The 21,363-nt window shown below is 24.7% G+C and carries 18 protein-coding genes; 16 read left to right on the forward strand and 2 right to left on the reverse strand.

What is annotated here, in order from left to right; translation table 11 throughout:
- Positions 1-73: 73 nt before the first annotated feature.
- Entirely contained in the window at positions 74-505 is a 432-nt protein-coding gene (gene aroQ / locus Q1K13_RS12520; protein ID WP_300351627.1) for a type II 3-dehydroquinate dehydratase, read from the forward strand.
- Positions 506-583: 78 nt separating this feature from the next.
- Here aroQ and Q1K13_RS12525 read toward each other — a convergent pair whose 3' ends face one another.
- Positions 584-2,032, reverse strand: coding sequence for an AcpB/EbpR/MafR family transcriptional regulator (locus Q1K13_RS12525; RefSeq protein WP_300351503.1), 1,449 nt, complete (start codon positions 2,030-2,032; stop codon positions 584-586).
- Positions 2,033-2,832: 800 nt separating this feature from the next.
- Between Q1K13_RS12525 and Q1K13_RS12530 the strand changes: the two genes are divergently transcribed.
- From Q1K13_RS12530 to Q1K13_RS12570, 9 genes are all read left to right on the forward strand, one after another.
- Entirely contained in the window at positions 2,833-3,546 is a 714-nt protein-coding gene (locus Q1K13_RS12530) for a LytR/AlgR family response regulator transcription factor (protein ID WP_300351505.1), read from the forward strand.
- 28 nt (positions 3,547-3,574) lie between these two features.
- Positions 3,575-5,260 (forward strand): cache domain-containing protein, encoded by a 1,686-nt coding sequence (locus Q1K13_RS12535; RefSeq protein WP_300351508.1) that lies wholly within the window; start codon positions 3,575-3,577, stop codon positions 5,258-5,260.
- Between the two features lie 206 nt (positions 5,261-5,466).
- Complete coding sequence (locus tag Q1K13_RS12540) at positions 5,467-6,492, forward strand: LPXTG cell wall anchor domain-containing protein (RefSeq protein ID WP_300351510.1); 1,026 nt, start codon at positions 5,467-5,469, stop codon at positions 6,490-6,492.
- A 469-nt stretch (positions 6,493-6,961) separates the two neighbouring features.
- Positions 6,962-7,477: a hypothetical protein gene (locus tag Q1K13_RS12545; protein WP_300351512.1), complete on the forward strand. Its 516-nt coding sequence runs from the start codon at positions 6,962-6,964 to the stop codon at positions 7,475-7,477.
- 346 nt (positions 7,478-7,823) lie between these two features.
- Positions 7,824-8,714 carry an ABC transporter ATP-binding protein gene (locus tag Q1K13_RS12550; RefSeq protein ID WP_300351515.1) on the forward strand — a complete coding sequence of 297 codons (891 nt, stop codon included), beginning with the start codon at positions 7,824-7,826 and terminating at the stop codon, positions 8,712-8,714.
- A gap of 1 nt (position 8,715) precedes the next feature.
- Complete coding sequence (locus Q1K13_RS12555) at positions 8,716-9,927, forward strand: ABC transporter permease (RefSeq protein WP_300351518.1); 1,212 nt, start codon at positions 8,716-8,718, stop codon at positions 9,925-9,927.
- 83 nt (positions 9,928-10,010) lie between these two features.
- Positions 10,011-11,003: a choloylglycine hydrolase gene (gene bsh / locus Q1K13_RS12560; protein WP_300351520.1), complete on the forward strand. Its 993-nt coding sequence runs from the start codon at positions 10,011-10,013 to the stop codon at positions 11,001-11,003.
- A gap of 827 nt (positions 11,004-11,830) precedes the next feature.
- Positions 11,831-12,313, forward strand: a complete 483-nt coding sequence (locus Q1K13_RS12565) for an Lrp/AsnC family transcriptional regulator (protein WP_300351522.1) — start codon at positions 11,831-11,833, stop codon at positions 12,311-12,313.
- Positions 12,310-13,482 (forward strand): aminotransferase class I/II-fold pyridoxal phosphate-dependent enzyme, encoded by a 1,173-nt coding sequence (locus Q1K13_RS12570; RefSeq protein WP_300351525.1) that lies wholly within the window; start codon positions 12,310-12,312, stop codon positions 13,480-13,482. The genes Q1K13_RS12565 and Q1K13_RS12570 overlap by 4 nt, the downstream gene beginning before the upstream one ends.
- Before the next feature lie 50 nt (positions 13,483-13,532).
- On the opposite strand, the gene Q1K13_RS12575 is transcribed toward Q1K13_RS12570, so the two are convergent.
- Entirely contained in the window at positions 13,533-14,003 is a 471-nt protein-coding gene (locus tag Q1K13_RS12575) for a hypothetical protein (protein ID WP_300351528.1), read from the reverse strand.
- Between the two features lie 479 nt (positions 14,004-14,482).
- Between Q1K13_RS12575 and Q1K13_RS12580 the strand changes: the two genes are divergently transcribed.
- The 6 genes from Q1K13_RS12580 (at position 14,483) to Q1K13_RS12605 (ending at position 21,229) form a co-directional block, all read left to right on the forward strand.
- The gene (locus Q1K13_RS12580; RefSeq protein WP_300351530.1) at positions 14,483-14,989 is read left to right on the forward strand and encodes a GNAT family N-acetyltransferase; all 507 of its coding nucleotides are present in this window, start codon (positions 14,483-14,485) and stop codon (positions 14,987-14,989) included.
- A 497-nt stretch (positions 14,990-15,486) separates the two neighbouring features.
- Positions 15,487-16,686 (forward strand): alanyl-tRNA editing protein, encoded by a 1,200-nt coding sequence (locus Q1K13_RS12585; protein WP_300351533.1) that lies wholly within the window; start codon positions 15,487-15,489, stop codon positions 16,684-16,686.
- 92 nt (positions 16,687-16,778) lie between these two features.
- Complete coding sequence (locus Q1K13_RS12590) at positions 16,779-17,774, forward strand: glycosyltransferase family 2 protein (RefSeq protein ID WP_300351536.1); 996 nt, start codon at positions 16,779-16,781, stop codon at positions 17,772-17,774.
- A gap of 90 nt (positions 17,775-17,864) precedes the next feature.
- Entirely contained in the window at positions 17,865-19,007 is a 1,143-nt protein-coding gene (locus tag Q1K13_RS12595) for an AI-2E family transporter (RefSeq protein ID WP_300351538.1), read from the forward strand.
- Between the two features lie 324 nt (positions 19,008-19,331).
- Positions 19,332-20,117: an HAD family hydrolase gene (locus Q1K13_RS12600; protein ID WP_300351540.1), complete on the forward strand. Its 786-nt coding sequence runs from the start codon at positions 19,332-19,334 to the stop codon at positions 20,115-20,117.
- Between the two features lie 170 nt (positions 20,118-20,287).
- Complete coding sequence (locus tag Q1K13_RS12605) at positions 20,288-21,229, forward strand: nitroreductase family protein (RefSeq protein WP_300351542.1); 942 nt, start codon at positions 20,288-20,290, stop codon at positions 21,227-21,229.
- Positions 21,230-21,363: the final 134 nt, after the last annotated feature.

Raw genomic sequence — 21,363 nt, forward strand, 5'->3', positions numbered from 1 at the left:
GAAGGATGTGAGGGATAGTAAACATTCAAATTATATTTTAAAAATATTATTTAAATGTTTAACTAATAATACTATGAAAATAATGGTTATAAATGGACCAAATTTAAATCTTTTAGGAATAAGAGAAAAAAATATATATGGGGCAAAAGACTTTAATTATATTATTAATTATATAGAAGAAGAGGGGAGAAAGTTAGGTTTAGAAATTGATTGTTTTCAAAGCAATATAGAAGGAGAAATAATTAATTTTATTCATAAGGCATATTTTGAAAAGTATGATGGAATTATAATAAATCCAGGGGCATACACTCACTATAGCATAGCAATTTATGATGCTTTAAAAGGTGTTGAAATTCCAACTGTTGAAGTGCATTTAAGCAATATCCATAAGAGAGAAGAATTTAGACATAAGTCAGTTACAGCAGCTGCTTGTATAGGACAAATAAGTGGATTTGGTGAGTATGGATATATAATGGGATTAAATGCATTGATTAATCATTTATAATTAATATTTTGATGAAATATCAAATATAATAAAAACTTCTCTCTTTAAATAAACTATTTTTTAAAGAGAGAAGTTAAGTCAATTAAAATTTAAATTTTTTAACTTTTCCTTTTCTATATTATTTAAAACCTTAATTAGGTTATATAGGTCATATTTGACTCCTAAATATGTAAATTTAAAAATCTTAGTTGAAATACTACATGGAAGTACATCATCAATATTTGACACTATTAAATCATATTCATTTAAATTCTTCTCAGAAAAAATTTCAGTTTGGACATTAAATTTTTTAATTAAGATGCTATTGAAATCCTTAAGTAGAATTTTTAGTATGGAACTTTCTGTTTTAGATAAAATACCTATTTTTATTGTGTATTTACTTTCTTCATTTATGTAAGATAAATTTAATACCATTAATAATTTAAAATATTTGAAATTTAAATTATTTAATGGAAAACATGATTTTATTTCTTTAAATAAATAAAGTATAAATTGTTCTTTTAAAAAGCTTAAATGGTTATTTAAATAAAAATTCTTAGTGTTTTGATCAATAGAATAAAACACTCCTTTAAAGTAAAATTTTTTATTGCAATAAGACAAAATATTACTTTTAATAACATTATCGAATTCAAAATCTTTATTTGAAAATAAAGACTTCATTTTTAATAAAATAAATTTATGTAAATCAAAAGGAAGTGTTGTATTTATTTTATTTTCAATTTCTAAAATACCAAAAGTTTTTAAAAAGCACATAGTTGCATAAGCTAAATATTTTTTATTGTCTGGAAATTTTGAATAAAATAATTCAAGATCTTTGAAAATTGTGTCATTTTTAAATTTATCTAAATTTTCTTTAGTAAAACTATCTGAAAAATTTTCTTTAATAAATTTATATCTTTGCTTTATAATAATTTTTGACCAAACACAAAGACTTAATTTTTGAGTATAATCAAATTCTATAGAAGAAGATTCTTCTAAAAATTTTACAATATCTTTATCATAAAAATTTTGCATATCCTCTTTTTTTGTCCTAACATTTATAAATAAAGAATGATAAAAATATGCATTTTGAAGAGGTGAACCAATTAACTCAAATTTTTTTATTGTTAAATCAAATGAACTTAATAGTTTGTTACATTCATTAATTTTTCTATTAAGAGTTGATAAGCTTATATTTAAAGCATCACATAATTTAAAACTAGTTAGATTTTTGTTTTGGTAAAGAATACATAGTAATTGATACTTTAATGAATTTTCTATATATATAGAAACAAAATTATCTAAGCTTATATTATTAATATATTTTAAAAGTATATTTTCATTATTTACATAAATATGAACATCATTATTATAGTGATTTAAAAACATTAAATTTATATTTTTTATGTAAACTTTTAATGTTGGAAAAGAAATTTTAAGCTCTTCACAAAGCTTGTATTTTGAAAAGACACCATTATTAATATAGAGCTTTTTCAAAATTTCAATTTCAATTTTTTCTGATGATTCAAGTAAATTTTCTTTAAACATAACACTCTCCATTTAAAAAAATAAATTTAAAATATAAGGTAAATTAATTTTATGTATTTTTAGAAATTTTGAATATTAATGTTAATTAGTTAATTAAAGAATATACAAATTAAAATTTAAGATTAACAGTTTTTAATAAAACTTAAACATTGATGTTTTCTTATTATCTTATAAATTATAAAGTTTTTCAATATATATTTAAAAATTTTTTTAACATTAATTTTCTTAAATGAAAAGTAAATTTTTGAAATATCAAAATTACAAAAAAAAACATCGAAATCACAAAAAATATTGTTTGCTTTAAAATTAATTTATATAATGTTATAAAAATATAAGGTTAAAATTTTATTAATAAGAATGAAAAGTAAATTAGTTAATTCTAAATACTATATAAAAATTAATGTAAGCATTTTATTAATATTTAATTTAAAAATTGATGAAAATAGAAATATTTTAATAAAAAATGTACGTATTAGTTAACATTAAAAAAGAGGTTAAAATATATAATTTGATATAGTTTAATTAAATATGGAATAAGTGAACATAAGAAAAATATTGTATGTATGAAAAAATATAAAATAAATTAATTTAAATTATAAAAAAAATAAGGATTTGAAAGGGCTTGTATAAGTCCTTTTTTTTTTATTTAATTTATATAAAAACAATTGGAAATTTTTGAGATGGTTTAATTGATTATAAAAGTTTATTAAAAAATTAGAACAAATTAGAATTTATGAGTGGTATTATATAATTATAAAATATAAATTTAAAATTTAATATTATTTTAAGGGTGAATGAAGATGAGTATATTTAATATTGCCATATGTGAAGATGAAAGTATTCAAATTGAAAAAATATATGAAATATTAAAAAAATTTGAATTGAATGAAGGTATTAAGTTAAATATTGATACTTTCTCTTCAGGAGAAGAATTTATTGAAAATAATTTTGAAAAATATGATATAGTTTTTTTAGATATAAAAATGAAAGAATTAACAGGTATAGAAATATCTAAAATTATAAGAAAAAGTAATGAAAAAATAAAAATTATATTTATAACAGCATTAGAGCATTATTGGCCAGAGGGGTATACTGTAAATGCGTATAGATATATTATAAAGCCTATAAAAGAGAATGAATTATATAACATAATAAAGGATTTAATAAAAATAATCAATAAAAATAAAGAGTTTATATTATTAAAAAAAGATGATGTTTTAGAAAAGGTATTAATTAATGATATTAAATATTTAGGTATAGAAAATAGAAAAGTATTAGTACATACAATTAATGGAGTATATTCTACATATATTCCTTTAGGAAAATGGGAAAGCGAACTTTATGGGCATGATTTTTATAAACCTCATAATAGTTATTTAGTTAATTTTAAATATATTAAACAAATAAATAAAAATCATGTAGTACTAACTGATGGTGAATTAGTATATGTTTCTCAACGTAAATATAAGGAGTTTAAGGATAACTTTATAAAATATGTAAATGGAATTCGTTAACCATATATTTAAATAAGAGGATTTAGATATGAATAATGTAAAAAAAAGATTTAAGATTTATCTAAGTGTTTTGGTATTATGCATAATCTCAATAGGGGTTTTAATGTATAAATATTTTTTAGATAATAAAAGGGATTATAAAGAACGATTAAAAGATGTTAATGAAATTGTTATTGACACTCAAAAGAAAAGGATTAAAGAAATTGTAGATAATACAATAAATAATATTGAATTAGATCAAGAAAGAGTCATAAGTACAAAAGAGAAAGAGATTGAGGGTATTTTACTTCTTTTTGATAATTTAGGTAAAGACTTAAGCACAAAAAAGATAGTTAATATAGTTCAAAAAATTGGAAATAAATTTGATGAAAATTCAAAAATAAGATTAATTGTATGGAATGTAGATAAAAAGAAGATAGAATACTCAAATGATAAAAATATAGATACTAACAATATAGATAAAGAAGATGTTTTAAGATATACAAAAGATAACTATGAATTAAGAAAAATTAAAAATATAGGAAGTTCTAAAATATTAATTTTGGGAGTGAGTAAAAAAGACATAGATGATAAAGTAAAGCAAATTTCTATTAAGCGGATAAGAGAATCTAAATTAGATGATTGTGGATATATATGGATTAATGAAATAGTAAATTATAATGGAGGAGAAAATTATGCTAAAAGATTAGTTAATCCAAATTTAAAAGATAGAGAAGGCGAATTTTTATCAACAAATCTTAAAGATTGTGATGGAAGAAGACCTTATTTAAAAGAACTAGATGATATAAAGGAAAAAGGTGAATCATATAATGAATATAATTTTAAGAAGCCAAACTCAAATGAGATAGGTTTAAAATTAAGCTATGCTAAACTTTATAAAAAGTATAATTGGATAATAGCAACTGGAGTATATTTAGATGATTTACAAAGTTATAATAAAAAATACAACAAAGAATTTCAAGAAAAGTTTAAAAAACAAGAGGTAGTAAGAATGATTAATATTTTACTATTATTTATTTATGCTATTATTACAGGTGGAATAATTTTCAATTATACTACAATGAAAAAAAAGATAATAATTAAAGAAAAAAATAGGTTGTTAAAATCTCATTATGATATACTCTCTCATAAGAATGATGAGGCTAATAAAATAATTCATGATATCAAAAATCACTTAACAACTATGTATGCATTAGCAAAAGAAGATAACAATAACTTAGTAGAATATTTAAATAGTGTAGATAAAGATATACATAAATATGGAAATAAAGTTATAACTGGAAATAAAATTGTGGATATTGTTTTAAATGAAAATATGGAATTGATGAAAAAAAAGAATATAAATTTCATACATAGTATTGAAAAAATAAATTTAGATTTTATAGAAAATAAAGATTTAGTAGGTATTTTAAGTAATTTATTTAATAATGCAATTGAAAGTGTAGAAAAGTGTAATGAAAAAGAAGTAGAATTTATATTATATAGTTTTAATAATGGCTATGTAATTATTAAAATGGTTAACACTTGTGAAAAGGAGCCTGTTGTTAAAGGTGGTAAACTAGTTACAACAAAAGCAAAGAAAGATCATCATGGATATGGTGTTGGAATAGTAGAATCAATAATAAAAAAATACAACGGCGATTTAGAATGGGAATATAATAAAGAAAATGAGCTTTTTAGTATTTTAATAATGATTCCTATTAAAGAGGATTAGTTAATGCCCCATTGTAATTTTTATAGAAGAACTCAAAAAAGAGTTCTTCTTTTTTTATCAGAAATTTAACTTTATGTTACATCATTTTTTTGTTTTTTTTAGAAAAATGTTGACAAAAAATTTTGTTGCAAAAATATATAATGAAAATATAAAATAGTGTACTTTATAAATTTATAAAAAATGTATCAAAGAAGGGCGGAATTTATATGAGTAAATTAAAAAACAAAATAGCTAAGACAATAACGGCCACTGTAACAACGACTGTAATAGCTACAGGTGTATATGCTCCTTTTAGCAGTTTAACACAAGTTTCAGCAGCTCAGTTAAGATTAACAGATGAAGAAATTATGAACATTCAAAAAGATAGAGAGATAACAGAAATAATAAATAGTAAAGAATATAAAGAGTTGGTGAAGAGTATAAATCTTGCTGAAAGAATATCTGGGTCAAAGGATGCTGATTCTATATACACAAAAGATTCATTGAAAAAGTTAAGGGATGAAATTAAGAATTCAAAAAAAGTAGTAGATGAAAAGCAAAATTTAACAAAAGAATTAGTTCAAAAAACAAGAGATAAGTTAGATTTAGCTATAGTTAATATGATTAAATTAAAAGATCTTAAACCTGAAATAAAGAAACCAGAGGTAAATAAACCTGAAACAAAGAAACCAGAGGTAAATAAACCTGAAATAAAGAAGCCTGAGGTAAATAAACCTGAAACAAAGAAACCAGAGGTAAATAAGCCTGAAATAAAGAAGCCAGAGGTAAATAAGCCTGAAATAAAGAAACCAGAGGTAAATAAGCCTGAAATAAAGAAGCCAGAGGTAAATAAGCCTGAAATAAAGAAGCCAGAGGTAAATAAACCTGAAATAAAGAAGCCAGAGGTAAATAAGCCTGAAATAAAGAAACCAGAGGTAAATAAACCTGAAATAAAGAAACCAGAGGTAAATAAACCTGAAATAAAGAAGCCAGAGGTAAATAAACCTGAAACAAAGAAACCAGAGGTAAACAAACCTGAAATAAAGAAGCCAGAGGTAAATAAACCTGAAACAAAGAAACCAGAGGTAAACAAACCTGAAACAAAGAAACCAGAGGTAAAGAAAGTTGATAAAAGTGAAAGAGCAATTCCTAAAACTGGGGATTCAGGGGTATTAGGATTTGCAACTTTAGGATTTACGAGTTTGTTAGGACTTGTTTTAAATAAATTTAAATTTAGAAAAAATAACTTTTAATATTTATAGTTAAAGTTTATTTTTGTAAATATTTAAAAAGCTCAAAAGTTTTTTAATTTTAATAAAAAAAAGATAAGTCAACTTTGTTTTATGTATGATACTATTAAATTAGCTACTTAAATGTGGCTAAAAACACTTCAAATTATGTATATTTTTTAATTAACTAACTAACTAACAATTAAAATTTTCATTACCTAAAAGATTAAAAAGCAGATAGTTCAAAATCAAGTCAAAGTCAAAATTAAGTTTAGAGTGTCTGAAAATAGACACTCTTTTCTTTTTAAACAAAATAAAATTATGTGATAAAAATTTAATAAAAACTATTTGTAATAAATTTACATTAAATTAATAGAAATAAAAGGAAAAAACTTAAAGAAAAAGGTATTATTGTATTGTAAGAGTTTATTCAGGAATTTAACTATGAAAAGAGAAATTTATTTATATGATTAAAAAAGGGGAATTGAAATTTATGGAGGATAGAATAGAAAACTTACAAACAATAATAAAGAAGATTCTAGCCACTACAGATGAACAGATTAACGGGGATTTAAAGGAATCCTTAAGATTTAGAATGTCAGTAGCAGAGAATATGCGTGGTGAGGTTAGACATTTAAAATGCTTAAGGGAGTTAGCAGAAAATAAGCTACAGGAATTTTTCTTGAAGGAGGATTTCCCTAAAAATTATAATAATTTCTTAAGAGTTTGGGGTGAACTTAGAGAGAAAGCTAAAGATTTTTGCAATGATCCTAAGTATGATTATACTGAAGAAAGATATAAGTATGAGTTTATATATTATGAGGTTTACTGTAATGTATATTTAAGGTATTCTTTAGGGGTACTTTTTAATGGATATAATCAGCTTATAATTGATGAATTAAAAAATTATAATTATTTAGAGATAATTCAAATGTATAGATATTATCTTCATAAAATAACTCTTAGAAAATTAGAGAAGAGTTTTAAATTAGAAAAAGTAAATATTTAGTATGATTTTTTAATAGAGTTTTTTCAGAGCTTATAAGTAAATTTATAAATAAGTTAGTTATTTAATTTCACCAACAAATTTATAAGTTTGATTAAGGGGGTGAGAAAACTCTTTTTTACTATTCCATAATTTTATAGGTTTAATTAGTAATTGATTTGTACCAAGTTCTATAGTTAAAATAAAAGATTTTTACTCAGGATTAAAATTTACAATAAAAAGTAGGTTTAAAATTATTAAATTAGATTAAATAAAGATTTTAACTAAACACTATATTTAAAAAATGGTAAAATAATGTTATTATTTTATTAACAAAATTATCTAAATAGAAAGAGGGGATTGAGAATATATGAGGATTGAAGCCAAAGAAATAAGTAAGTCATTTGGAGATGTTAAGGCTTTGCAAAGTTTAAGCTTTACAATTGAAAAAGGAAAGGCTTTAGGATTACTTGGGAGAAATGGTGCTGGAAAAACAACAGCTATAAGACTTCTACTTGGTATAATTCCAAGTGATACAGGAAAAGTTTTAGTAGATAATAAAAAACTAAATTTTGAGGATAAGTCTTTTGGATATTTACCAGAGGAAAGAGGGCTTTATCTTAAATACAAAGTTAAAAACCAACTTATGTACTTTGCATCTCTTTATGGAATTAAGAGAAAGGATGCTTTAAAAAGTATTGAGTATTGGCTTGAAAAATTTGAGATAAGCGAGTATTTAAATAAAAAGGTTGAAACTTTATCAAAGGGGAATAAACAAAAAATTCAACTTATAATCGCACTTATGCATGATCCAGAAGTAATAATTTTAGATGAGCCATTTAGTGGACTAGATCCAGTAAATGTGGAACTTTTCAAAAGTGTAATTAGAGAACTTCTTCAGCAAGGAAAAACTTTGATTTTTAGTAGTCATAGAATGTCTGATGTAGAAGAGTTTTGTGATGATATTATAATGCTTAAAAAGGGTGAAACAATTCTTCAAGGAAATCTTAATAAGATAAAAGAAGAGTATGGAATTAAAGGACTTGTTGTTGAAGGAAAAGAAGAGGTTAAAACATTCTTAGAGAGTGAAGGATTTACTCCTTTTGAATTTAAGAAGGGGAGTTATAGAATAGATCTTAAGGATTTAGAAAAAGCTAAGGAACTTCTAAGAAAAATCACCAATTCTAATATGGATATAATAGGTTTTTACTTTGAAAGGCCTTCATTAAATGATATCTTTATAGAAAGGTTAGGTGATTAATATGAAGAAGTTTTGGAGTATTTTTGCTTTTACTTATAAAGAATTTATAAAGAATAAAGGACTTATAATTTCCACAATAATTACATTAGTTTTAATGCTTGGATTTTTTAATGCTAACAAGATAATTGGATTATTTAAAGGAAATTCTTCTAAGGACTTAATTATGGTAAGTACACAAGCTAGAGAAGAGGTTTTAAATAAGGATGTATTAAGTAGATTAAATGATCATGGCTTTGAAATTCAATTAACTAATAATGAGGATGAAGCTTATAAGATTAAAAAGGAAATTAAAAATGGAGATTCAAAATATAAAGCTTTGCTTGAGATAACAGAAGGAAAAGAATTAACAGGAAAACTTTTTGTAAATGAAATACCTAAAGAATCTTTAACTAAGAAGATTAATACAATTTTAAACGATGCTAAATTTACCTTTACTATGCATAAATATAATTTAACTAAAGATGAGTATGAAAATATAATGAGTCCTGCTAAATTAGAGATTATTCAAAGTGGTAATGCATCTCATGAAAGAATGATCTTAGTTTATGCTCTTGTATTTGGAATATATATGATAACTCTTACTTTTGGAAGTATGGTTGCAAATTCAGTTGTAGAAGAGAAAAGTAATAGAATAATGGAAACATTAATAACAATGGCTAAACCTATGGAATTATTCTTTGGAAAAGTATTAGGAGTTTGTGCAGTTGGACTTACTCAAATTGCTATTTTTTTAGGATTTGGCTTTATAATGCTTAAGACATCTGGAATAAGTTTAGAAGCAATAAGTTCATTAAACTTAAATGCAGGAATAATATTTTCTTTTATTTTTTACTTTATTTTAGGATATTTAACATTTTCAATGCTTTATGCAGCAGTTGCCTCCCTTGCAACAAGTTCGCAGGATGTAAACTCATCAATGGGGGCAATAACATTTATTTTTGTAGGAGTTTTCATGCTTGCAATGAATTGTATGTTTAATATTGAATCAACCTTAGCAAAAGTATTTAGCTATGTTCCATTTGCTTCCCCTTTAATAATGTTTGAGAGAATAGTATTATCTAAGGTTACATTTATGGAAATATTAATAACTACCATAATAAACGTAGGTTTCATATTAATAGTTGGATATTTCAGTAGTAAATTATACAAAAAAGGATCTTTACACTATGGTAAAAAAGCTTCTTTAATTAAGATGATTAGAGGAAAAGAGTAAATTGTGATGAAATTTTGGTGTTTGTAAAATAATAGTAAGTGTGGTATTATTCATCAATAAGAAATATTATGGGAGTGATTTTTATGTGTACAAGCTTAACATTAGAAACAAAAGATGGATTTCACTTATTTGGAAGGAATATGGATTTAGAATATTCATTTAATCAGTCAATAATATATATACCAAGAAATTATAAAGCTATTAATAAAGGGGATAATAATAGGGAAACAAAGACTAAGTATGCAATATTAGGAATGGGTACAACTTTTAATAATTATCCTACCTTTGCAGATGCTATGAATGAAAAAGGGGTAGCCTGTGCAGGGTTAAACTTTCCAGGATATGCTAAATATTCAGAGGAAATAGTAGAAGGAAAAAATAATGTTCCAGTATATGATTTTCCACTTTGGATATTAGCTAATTTTAGCAGCTTAGAAGAGGTTAAAAAAGAATTAGAAAATACAGTTATAGTTGATATACCAATAGATAAAAAGATACAAAATACAACTATGCATTGGATGGTAACAGACAAAACAGGTAAATCAATAGTAATTGAGAATACAATAGATGGCTTAAAGGTATTTGATAATAAGGTGGGTGTTTTGACAAATTCACCATCTTTTGATTGGCATATGACAAATTTACGTCAGTATATATCAATGAATAATAATCATGTTAGTTCAAATAAAGTTGGAGAGGAAGAATTAACAGCTTTAGGAGTAGGAACTGGATTAATTGGTTTTCCAGGAGATTTTACACCAGCTTCTAGATTTGTGAGAACAGTTTATTTAAGAAATGCCATGATGACAAATGCAAAAGAAACAGCTGATATAATGGGCTTTTTCCACATACTAAATAATGTGGCCATGGTAAAAGGTTCTGTAATGACTAAGGATAATAAAATTGATATGACACAATATACAAGTTGTATGGATTTGGAAAATAAAGTTTATTATTATAACACTTATGATAGCAGTCAATTAAATGCAATAGATATGAAAAAAGAAGATTTAAATGGAAAAGAAATAAAGATTTTTAAATATAACACAACTTTAAAAATAAATTATGAAAATTAGTGTAGTATTATAATTCAATGTGAAATTAAATCTTGTTTTAAAACTTTGAGTAAATATTTTCTATATGAAACTAGAAAATCATATTAATTTAGCATTAATTTTAAATAAAAATATTGAAAATATTAAAAGTTGAGTATATAATATAAAAAAATGAAAACAAATTAAAAACTATGAAAAGAAATAGTAGATTAAGTGGACTTTTCAGAGAGCTAATGGTTTTGGTGTGAATTTAGTAGGAAAGCTTAGTTGAAGCAGTCTTGGAGTTTCTTGTTGAGAACTAAAAGTTTAAATAATTTTAATAGCTAATTTTACTTAATATTAGTTTTAATAAATACTATTTAAAAATTTTTAAGAAAAATGATTTATAACTTTTAATTAGATTAAGACGAGTTCCTCCCGTTATAGAGGATGGAAATTAATTGAGATATTAGTAATCAATATTTAGAATAATATTTTTTGTGTTGCTAATAATATTAATAGATTTCCAACTGAGGTGAGTAAACATAAGTTTTTACTTATTAGGGTGGTACCGCGAAGTAGTTCCTTCGTCCCTTTTTGGGATGATGGAACTTTTTTTATTTAAATTTAAGATTCTTTTTTAAGATGGTCCAAAAGTTCTATCTAAAATCAACACTAGTTAAAACAGAGATAAATTTAATTGACTAATAAATTATTATTATATGGGGATAGGAAATATCCTATAAGCTTTGGTAAACTTAAACATTAGTTATATTAACTAAGAAGCACCAACTTCTGTAAGTGGTGAGTAGTTCACAATACAAATAAATTTCTATAAAAATAAGAAATAACAAGGGGGCAGATTTGTCATGGAAGAAATTTTAGAAATATTAGAAAAAAACAGTAGATATAGTGATGAAGAAATAGCTGTTATGACAGGTAAAAAGGTTGAGGAAGTTAGAGAGGCTATAAGAGATTATGAAGAGAAGAGTATTATTGCAGGATATACTACACTTATAAATTGGGAGAATACGGGAAAGGAAACAGTTACGGCCTTAATAGAAGTTAAAATTACTCCTCAAAGAGGGGTTGGATTTGATAAGGTTGCTGAAAGAATATATAAGTTTCCACAGGTTAAAGCATGTTATTTAATGTCATCTGGTGGTTTTGATTTAACAGTTATTGTCGAAGGAAAAACAATGAAAGAGGTTGCTATGTTTGTTTCTGATAGACTTGCAATACAAGAATATGTGAAAGGAACAGCCACACATTTTGTATTAAAAAAATACAAAGATCATGGAACTATATTCAGAGAGAAAAAAACAGATGATAGGGAGATGTTATTTATATGATGCTAGAAAATATGATATTAGATAATGTGAAAAATATGCCACCATCAGGTATTAGAAAATATTTTGACTTAATAAATGAGATGGAAGGTGTTATTTCTTTAGGGGTTGGGGAGCCTGATTTTATTACTCCTTGGAATGTGAGAGAAGCTGGAATATATTCCTTAGAACAAGGACATACTCATTATTCATCAAATGCAGGTTTTATTGAATTAAGAGAAGAAATTTCAAAGTATTTAAACAGAAGATTTGATTTGAAATATAATCCAAAGGATGAAATTTTAGTTACTGTTGGAGGAAGTGAAGGAATAGACTTGGCTTTAAGAGCCTTAGTTGGTCCTGGTGATGAGGTTATAATTCCAGAGCCAAGTTTTGTAGCATATAAAGGGTGTACAGCATTTACTGGGGCAACTTCAAAAATAATAAATTTAAGAGCTGAGGATGATTTTAAACTTACACCAGAGCTTTTAGAAGAGGCAATCACAGAGAAAACTAAGGTTGTAATAATTCCTTTTCCTAATAATCCAACTGGTGCAATTATGAATAGAGAAGAACTTAGAAAAATTGTGGATGTTTTAAAGGAGAGGGATATAATAATACTTTCTGATGAAATATATGCAGAATTATCTTATGGAGAAGAACATGTTTCTATTGCAAGTTTTGAGGAAGTAAAAGAAAAAACCATAGTTATAAATGGATTTTCTAAATCTTATGCTATGACAGGATGGAGACTTGGATATGTTTGTGCCCATAAAATATTAATAGATGCCATGAAGAAAATACATCAATATGGAATAATGTGTTCTCCAACAATAGCTCAATATGCTGCAATTGAAGCCTTAAAAAATGGAGATGAAAGTGTTTCTGAAATGGCAAGAGAATATAATAGAAGAAGAAGAGTATTAGTTGAAGGATTTAGAAATATGGGATTAGAATGTTTTGAGCCATTAGGTGCTTTGTATGTTTTCCCTTGTATAAAATCAACAGGAATGTCTTCTGATGAGTTTTGTGAAAAACTTCTTCTTGAAGAAAAAGTACTAGCTGTTCCAGGGAATGCCTTTGGTCAGTGTGGAGAAGGATTTATAAGAGCTTGTTATGCAGCATCAATGGAAGATATATTAGAATCAATAAAGAGAATAAGAAGGTTTGTAGAAAAAAATAAAGTTTTATAAAGTTATTTTAGTTTAAAAACAAAAGGGAAATATCAAAAGATGCTTCCCTTTTATAAGTTTATACAAAGAACTTTTCCATGAAGAGCTTCTAAAAGCTTCTTTTTATTTGAATAGCTAAGTTTAAAATAAAGTGTAGTTTTCTTTGTATATATTGTTGTATGATATTTATTTTTTGTTTTTCTGATTTCTATTTTACTTATATCTTTAAAAAAATAAGTATTATAACCAAAGATTATTGCATCATCTACTACATATAAACAAATAAATTTATATGATATAAATATTAAAATTAAGAAATATAAAAGTGGTACAAATTTATGTAGAAAAGATTCATGTTTCAAAAAAGCCATGGCAGAAGAAGCAAGTATTAGTAATGATAATAAGAACATTATGATTGATATCAAACTTACTATTCTTAATGTTTTAACTTTTTTTCCTTCCTTAAATCTTTTTGTTCTATATAGAAGTATTAAATTTATTAATACATAAATTCCTAAAATGATAAGTGCCAAAAAAATCACCCTTATAATTATATTTTATATAAAGTTTACAACAATTTTTTTGCCTAGTCAAAGAGAAAATTTAAATAAGATTTTATTTATGAGAATTTGAATTTAGGTTACCCTAAACACTTTATTAAAATATAGATTTTTTAAATATTTATATAAACTTCTTGTAGTTTTATAAAGATATTTGATATATTAGCTTACTATAAACAAATTATTAGAAATAATATTTGTGAATAATTTGTTTGTTAATAATTGTTAATTTGAAAAGAGAATTTATCAGTTTTATAAAGTTTACAAAAAAATGCAAAGGGTTATAATAGTTTTAAATATTATAAAGCAAAGTGTTCAAATTTAAAGAATATTAAAGTTAATTGAAAGGTTTTATAAATAATTAAAAGTAATGAAAGATTATGACCTTTTAATATGGTATTTTATACTGGATAACTTTGGGTTATAGATGTAAAATTAAATTGTAATGGGGGGAATTAATTATGAAAGACTTAAGAATAAGAAGATTTGAAAATAAAGATGCGAAAGATGTTTCAAATATAATATGTAGAAATTTTTTAGAAGTTAATATAAAAGATTATTCTGAAGAAAAAATGAAAAAGCTATCAGAAGAATTTACAGAAGATAAAATTTTAGCTCGTTCTGAAATTTCCCATATGTATGTTGCTACAGTAAGGAATGAAGTTGTTGGTTGTGGTGCTATTTCAAGTTATTTTGGAAAAGAAGATGAGAGTATTTTGTTAAATATTTTTGTAAAACCAGAATTTCAAGGAAAAGGTGTAGGGAAAAAAATTATTGAAGCTTTAGAAAAGGATGAATTCTTTTTAAGAGCTAGAAGAATAGAAATACCAGCATCAATTACTGCTTGTGAATTTTATAAAAAGCTAGGTTACAGTCATAAGTATAATCTTAAAGAATTAGACAAAGAAGGAAACTATAGATTAGAGAAGTTTAGATATAGACTTCAATACGATCAAAATTATAGATAATAATATTAAGGTAAAGGTTATAAGTCATTAATTTGATTTATAACCTTTATTTTTAACTAAATTTTATGAAACTCTTAATATTGAGTAAATCATGAATGTACAGTTAAATATTAAATTTTAACATATTATTTTGTGAAAAATCACTATATAGAGAAAATAAAGCTTCAGATAAACATTAAATATTAACATATATTTTTTATACAAACTTCGCTATAATATATTTGATACGGTTTTTTAAAAAGACTTTGTTTTAAGGGAGTTTTGATTTTAGATTTAAAGTCAAAATTAGCTTAAAAGAGAGGCAAAAAATTCATATATGAGTTTTATAAAATAAAGTAAGTTTGTGGTGAAAATATTAAAAGCTTTTACATATAGATTTATAAAAAATAAGCTATTATAAGCTATATAACTAATATAATGGATAATTTCAAAATCACATAAATAATAAATAAAAATCACATAAATAATAAATAGGATAATGAGGTGCAAAAAGTAGTATGATAAAACTTTATTATGAAGATCAATACATAAAAGAGTTTCAATGTGAAATACTTGAGGTAAAAGAAGTAGATTTAAAATATCATGTTCTTTTAAATCAAACAGCCTTTTTTCCAGGGGGTGGAGGCCAACTTGGAGATAGAGGAGAAATAGGTGGAATAAAAGTTTTAGATGTTTATGAAGAGGGTGGAAATGTCTATCACGTTTTAGAAAAGGAACCTAAAAAACTTAAGAATATTAAAGGGGTTTTAGACTGGGAAAGAAGATTAGATGGTATGCAACAACATTTAGGACAACATCTTCTTTCAGGTTGTTTTTATGATTTATTTGGAGCAAATACCTGTGGCATTCATTTAGGAGAAAAAATAAGTACAGTTGACATTATAGGATTTTTAGATGAAAAGACCATAAGAGAGGCTGAAAAGGAAGCTAACAGATTAATATTTGAAAGTTTAGAAGTTAAAAGTTATGCTCCTTCTAAGAAAGATTTAAAAAAGATAAAAACAAGAAGAGATTTACCTAAAACTAATGAAGAAATTAGAATAGTTGAAATAGTAGGTTTAGATATAAATGCATGCTGTGGAGTACATCCTAAAAATACTAGAGATCTTCAGGTAATTAAAATAAGAAGATGGGAAAAACACAAAAATGCTACAAGAATAGAGTTTGTAGCTGGTAGAAGAGCTGTTTTAGATTTATTCTTAAAGGATAATATATTTGAAAGTATATGTAAGATTTTAAAGTCTGGAGAAGGAGATGCCTTAAATGCTGTTAAGAATATTTTAGATAATAACAAATCTCTTTCAGAGGAAAATAGAAAGATAAAAGCAGAGATTGGTGATTATAAAATAAAAGATATGATAAATAACTCTGAAACCATAAAAGATTTAACTTTAGTTAAGGAAGTCTTTGAAGAGGGAGATATTAAGCATATAGGAAAATTAGCAAATAAAATTACTGAAGATTATAATGCCATTGTATTGTTTGGGGTTAAAAACGAAGGAAGAGTTAACTTAATATTTAACTGTTCAAAAGGAATAAAGAAAGTCAATATGGGAGAGTTATTAAAGGATTCCATAACATTAATTGATGGAAAAGGTGGAGGAAGTCCATTTTTAGCTCAAGGTGGAGGAAAGAATAATGGAAACACCGAGGTTGCTATTGACTACGCAATAAATAAGTTAAGAGGTATTTTATAAGGAAAATATTCTAAAGCCTAATAAAAAGGAGCTTACTATAAGATAAATTCTTATTTAGATTAATATTAGGATATTTAAAAGGAAGATGACATATGAGTAATAAGTTTTTAAGTATAATAATTCCTGCATATAATTCAGAGAAGTATATAGAAAAAAACTTAATGTTTTTAGAAAGACAAACTTCAAAGAATTTTGAGGTTATAGTTGTTGATGATGGATCAACAGACAATACTTTTGAAGTGAGTAAAACTTGCTTAGAAAAATTTAATATTGACCATAAAGTTATAAGGTGTGAGCAAAATAAAGGGCAAAGCACTGCAAGAAATATAGGAATAAATCATTCAAAAGGAGAATATCTTTTATTTTTGGATTCAGATGATTTTGCTGAAAATAATCTAGTTCAAATTTTAGAGGCGTCATTGGAAGATAAGCCTGATATAATATTTTTTGATCATAAAAGAATAAAAGAAGATGACAGTATAAACTTTAAAAAAGAGCAAAACTTTGAATTTGGTAAGCTTAAAAAAGGAATTGATGTTTTCTATGGTTATAAAAATAACAATATAAGACTTTGGACTGGAAGTTTAATATATAATAAAAAGTTTTTAAAAGAAAGAAACTTAAAATTTTTAGAAGGGGCTCATGGAGCTGAGGACTTAAACTTTATTTTTAAAGCCTTATTAAGTTCTAATAAGGTTAAAGGATTAGAAGAATGTCTTGTTTTTTATTATCAGAGAAAGGATTCTCTTACAAATAAACCTGATATCTATAAAAATATAACTGTTGTAAAATCCATGGAGGATCTTATAGCTTTTATAAAAGAGAAAAATTTAGAGGAAAATCTTAAATATATAGTAGAAAAGGAATTTATGGTTGAACATATAATGTATCAAATTTTAGGGTATTTAAAAAGTGATACAAAAGAAGACACATTAAAAGTCTTAAAAGACAATAAGGTAAGAAGATATTTAAAAAAAGCTACTTCAAATACTAATAGATATGGTAGAAGTATGTATATGTATGCAAAGCTTTCGGGATATTCTCCTAAACTATTTGTTAAAATCTATTTAAAAAAGACTGGTAAATAAAAAATAGGTATTTAAAACCATATAAATATGTTAACAAAGGTTAAAGTCTAGTATACTGACTAAAATAATTATAGTTACGGGGGATAGAGTATGTTTTTTAATGATAAGAAATTAAAAGGTGCATTGATTGTTGTTACCTATGGAATTGTTCTTGGATTTATACTTATGAAATATTCAACTGTATTTGGGGGAGTTGGATATGTAACAAGTTTAATCAAGCCTCTTATTTTAGGGATAGCAATAGCCTTTATTTTAAATATTCCTATGAAATTTTTTGAGAGAACTTTATTAAAAAAATTAGATCATAGCAAGAAATCATGGGTTAGAAGTTTAAAAAGACCTCTTGCTATTACCATAACAATTGTAGTTGTTTTTGGAGTTATAAGCACAATAATTTTATTTGTAGTTCCACAACTTACATCAAGCATAATAAAGCTTACAGAAAGTGTACCAGATTATTTAAAAACTTTTGAGATTACCATGAGTAAATTTGCAGGGTCAACAGTTTTACTAAGTAAAGTTTGGAATCAAATAATGAATGCATGGCAAGAAATATTAAAAACATTCACCCATTTATTTGGTGGATTAGCTTCCTATGTTCTTAGTTTAACAATGGGAATTACATCAGCAATAATTGACTTTTGTTTAGCTTTTGTTTTAGCTATTTACATGCTTTCTAGTAAAGAAAAATTAACATGCCAAGTTAAAAAGGTTATATATGCCTTTTTAAGAAAAGATATGGCTGACAAAATAATGAATGTTGGAAATTTAGTTAATAGAGTATTCTCAGGATTTATTATTGGTCAATGTACAGAGGCTCTTATAATAGGAAGCTTATGCTTTTTAGGGCTTTTAATATTAGGAATGCCATATGCTTTTTTAATAAGTATATTAGTGGGAACAACAAGTTTAATTCCTATTTTAGGGGCATTCATAGGAACAATTCCATCTTTCTTTTTAATACTAATAATAAATCCAATAAAAGCATTTTGGTTTGTTGTATTTATTTTTATACTTCAAAGAATTGAAGGAGATTTAATTTATCCAAGAGTTGTTGGTGGTTCAGTTGGATTATCATCATTATGGGTAATGCTTGCAATTATGATTGGAGGTAGTGCCTTTGGATTTATTGGAATGTTAGTAGGTGTTCCAACTGCTGCTGTTTTATACTTCGTCTTTGGAGATATTACAAATAGTAGACTAAGAAAAAAAGGTATATCAGTTAAAGAGTAAATTATATTTAAAATGAACTGAACCAAATTAAGAATAGTTTAGTTTTTAAAGCCACACACCTAAATTCAATTGGTGTGTGGTTATTTAGTTTACTTTGAAATATTTATTTGGCTTGTTATTATGCAAAAAATTATTTATTACTATTATTTTGTTTTAGTATACTGTTGATTTTATCTATACTTTCAAGTCTACTATTATAAATAAAAATAGACAAGTTATATAAATAAATAGTAATATAGAAATAATTAAATATATCAGTATATATATAATTGGGAAAAACATAGGGATTTTATGTTTTTTTATACTTAGGAGGGGTGTACATATATGATAAAATTTATAGCAACAGACATGGATGGGACTTTATTAAATAGTAAGAAAGAATTAAGTCCAGAGTTTTATGATGTCTTTGAAGAATTAAAAAAGAGAGAGATACTTTTTGCAGCAGCAAGTGGAAGACAATACTACACTTTAGCTGATGAATTTAAAGATATAAAAGAGGACATGCTATTTATAGCTGAAAATGGAACTTTTGTTGTTTACAAAGGAAAAGAGCTTGTGGTTAATGGACTAGATAGAGATCTTGCAAATGAGCTTATAAGAATAGGAAGAACCATAGATAATACAAATGTTGTTTTATGTGGAAAGAATTCAGCTTATGTTGAGAGTGATGATGAGAAATTTTTAAGTGAAGTTAGAAAGTATTATCACAGATGTGAAATTGTAGATAACTTAGAAAATGTAGATGATACAGTTTTAAAGGTAACTATGTGTGATTTTAATGGAGCAGAGAAAAATAGTTATAAGTATTTTGAAAAATATAAGGATGAACTTCAAGTTGCAATAGCTGGAGATATTTGGCTTGATATAACTTCAGGTGGAGTAAATAAAGGAGTTGCAATTAAAGAAATTCAAGAACTTTTAGGCATTGATTTTAAAGAAACTATGGTTTTTGGTGACTATTTAAATGATTTAGAAATGATGGATAGTGCACACCATAGTTATGCCATGGAAAATGCCCATGAAGATATAAAGAAAGCTGCAAGATTCATGACAAAGAGTAATGATGAAGATGGTGTTATGTTTAAAATTAAAGAAGTTATAGGATTATAATTTATATAATCATGTTTAATTTAGTTTCATCACTTTAAGTAAAGATAATATAAAAGATTATATAAAATTTACTTAAGGTGGTGATTTTTTATTAAGAAAAATTATTTAGATAAGTTAACTTAGTGTGTTTAGAGTATATTGAGCTATTTGTTTTTGGAGGTAATGGTTAAGTGAAAATTAAAAAAATAAATATTCTAAGATTTATTTTGATAATAACTTCGTTAATTTATATTTTTTATTTAATTTCACGACAAGTATTATCAACTTATGGATTAGAGTTTAGACAGGATTTTAAAGATTTTATTACCTTAGATAAACTTATATTTATAGTGGTTTGGGGACTAATAGCTATTAAAAAAATTTGGAAGAATAGAGATAAAAAAATATTAAATAAGATTTTTTATACATTTTTATGTTTTTTAAATTTTTTTGGTATAGTAGTTGTTATTGTTCTTATTCCATATGCTTTGGATGAAAATAGAGAAGATTTAGCATATAGAGATGGGAATTTAGTGTTAGCTGTATCTACCTCTTCAATTCATCACTCATGGGTAAACTTTTATGAGCCTGTGAATGCTATTGTTAAGAAAAAGCTTAATATTAAGGAAATACTTGATGCAGATTATTATTATAGAGAATCTAAATTTTTAGAAAATCCAGATTTTGATATAAGTGAAGAATTTAATTTTAGAGTTTTAAATCCATGGAGTGCAAAGAAAAAATTTAGTCATAAAGTATTTAAGTATTTAGGAGACAAAACTTATGATTTTGGTGATATAGTAATTAAATTTAATAAAAGAGAAACATGGGTTAAAGAAGCTTTTATAAAAAGAAAGATAGTTAATTATAATGGTGTAAATATAATAGGTGAAAATATTAATACTATTAAAGAAAATATAAGCAAATTACAAAAAAGCAATAATGATATTATTATATACAAGGAATTTTTAGATGAAAAAGGTAACAGGAATGTTGAACTTATTAATAAGTATAGATATACCGCTAAGGATGAGTATAGCCTACGTTATTATAACACTACTTTAATTCTTGATAATAATGGAATAGTTACTTCAGTTAAATATTTAAATGATTTTTGGGAAGATTTAGATTAGGAGTTATAGACTTATTAAATAAAATTGAGAGTGTGGTGAGAAATAGTTGTCAATTCAAAAAGAGAAAAAATATGATAAAACTTGTGGTAAGTATGGAACTATCAAAAAAAGGTTTAAAGTTAAAGATTTTTTTA

Source organism: Clostridium sp. (assembly GCF_029267215.1).
Taxonomy (GTDB): domain Bacteria; phylum Bacillota; class Clostridia; order Clostridiales; family Clostridiaceae; genus Sarcina.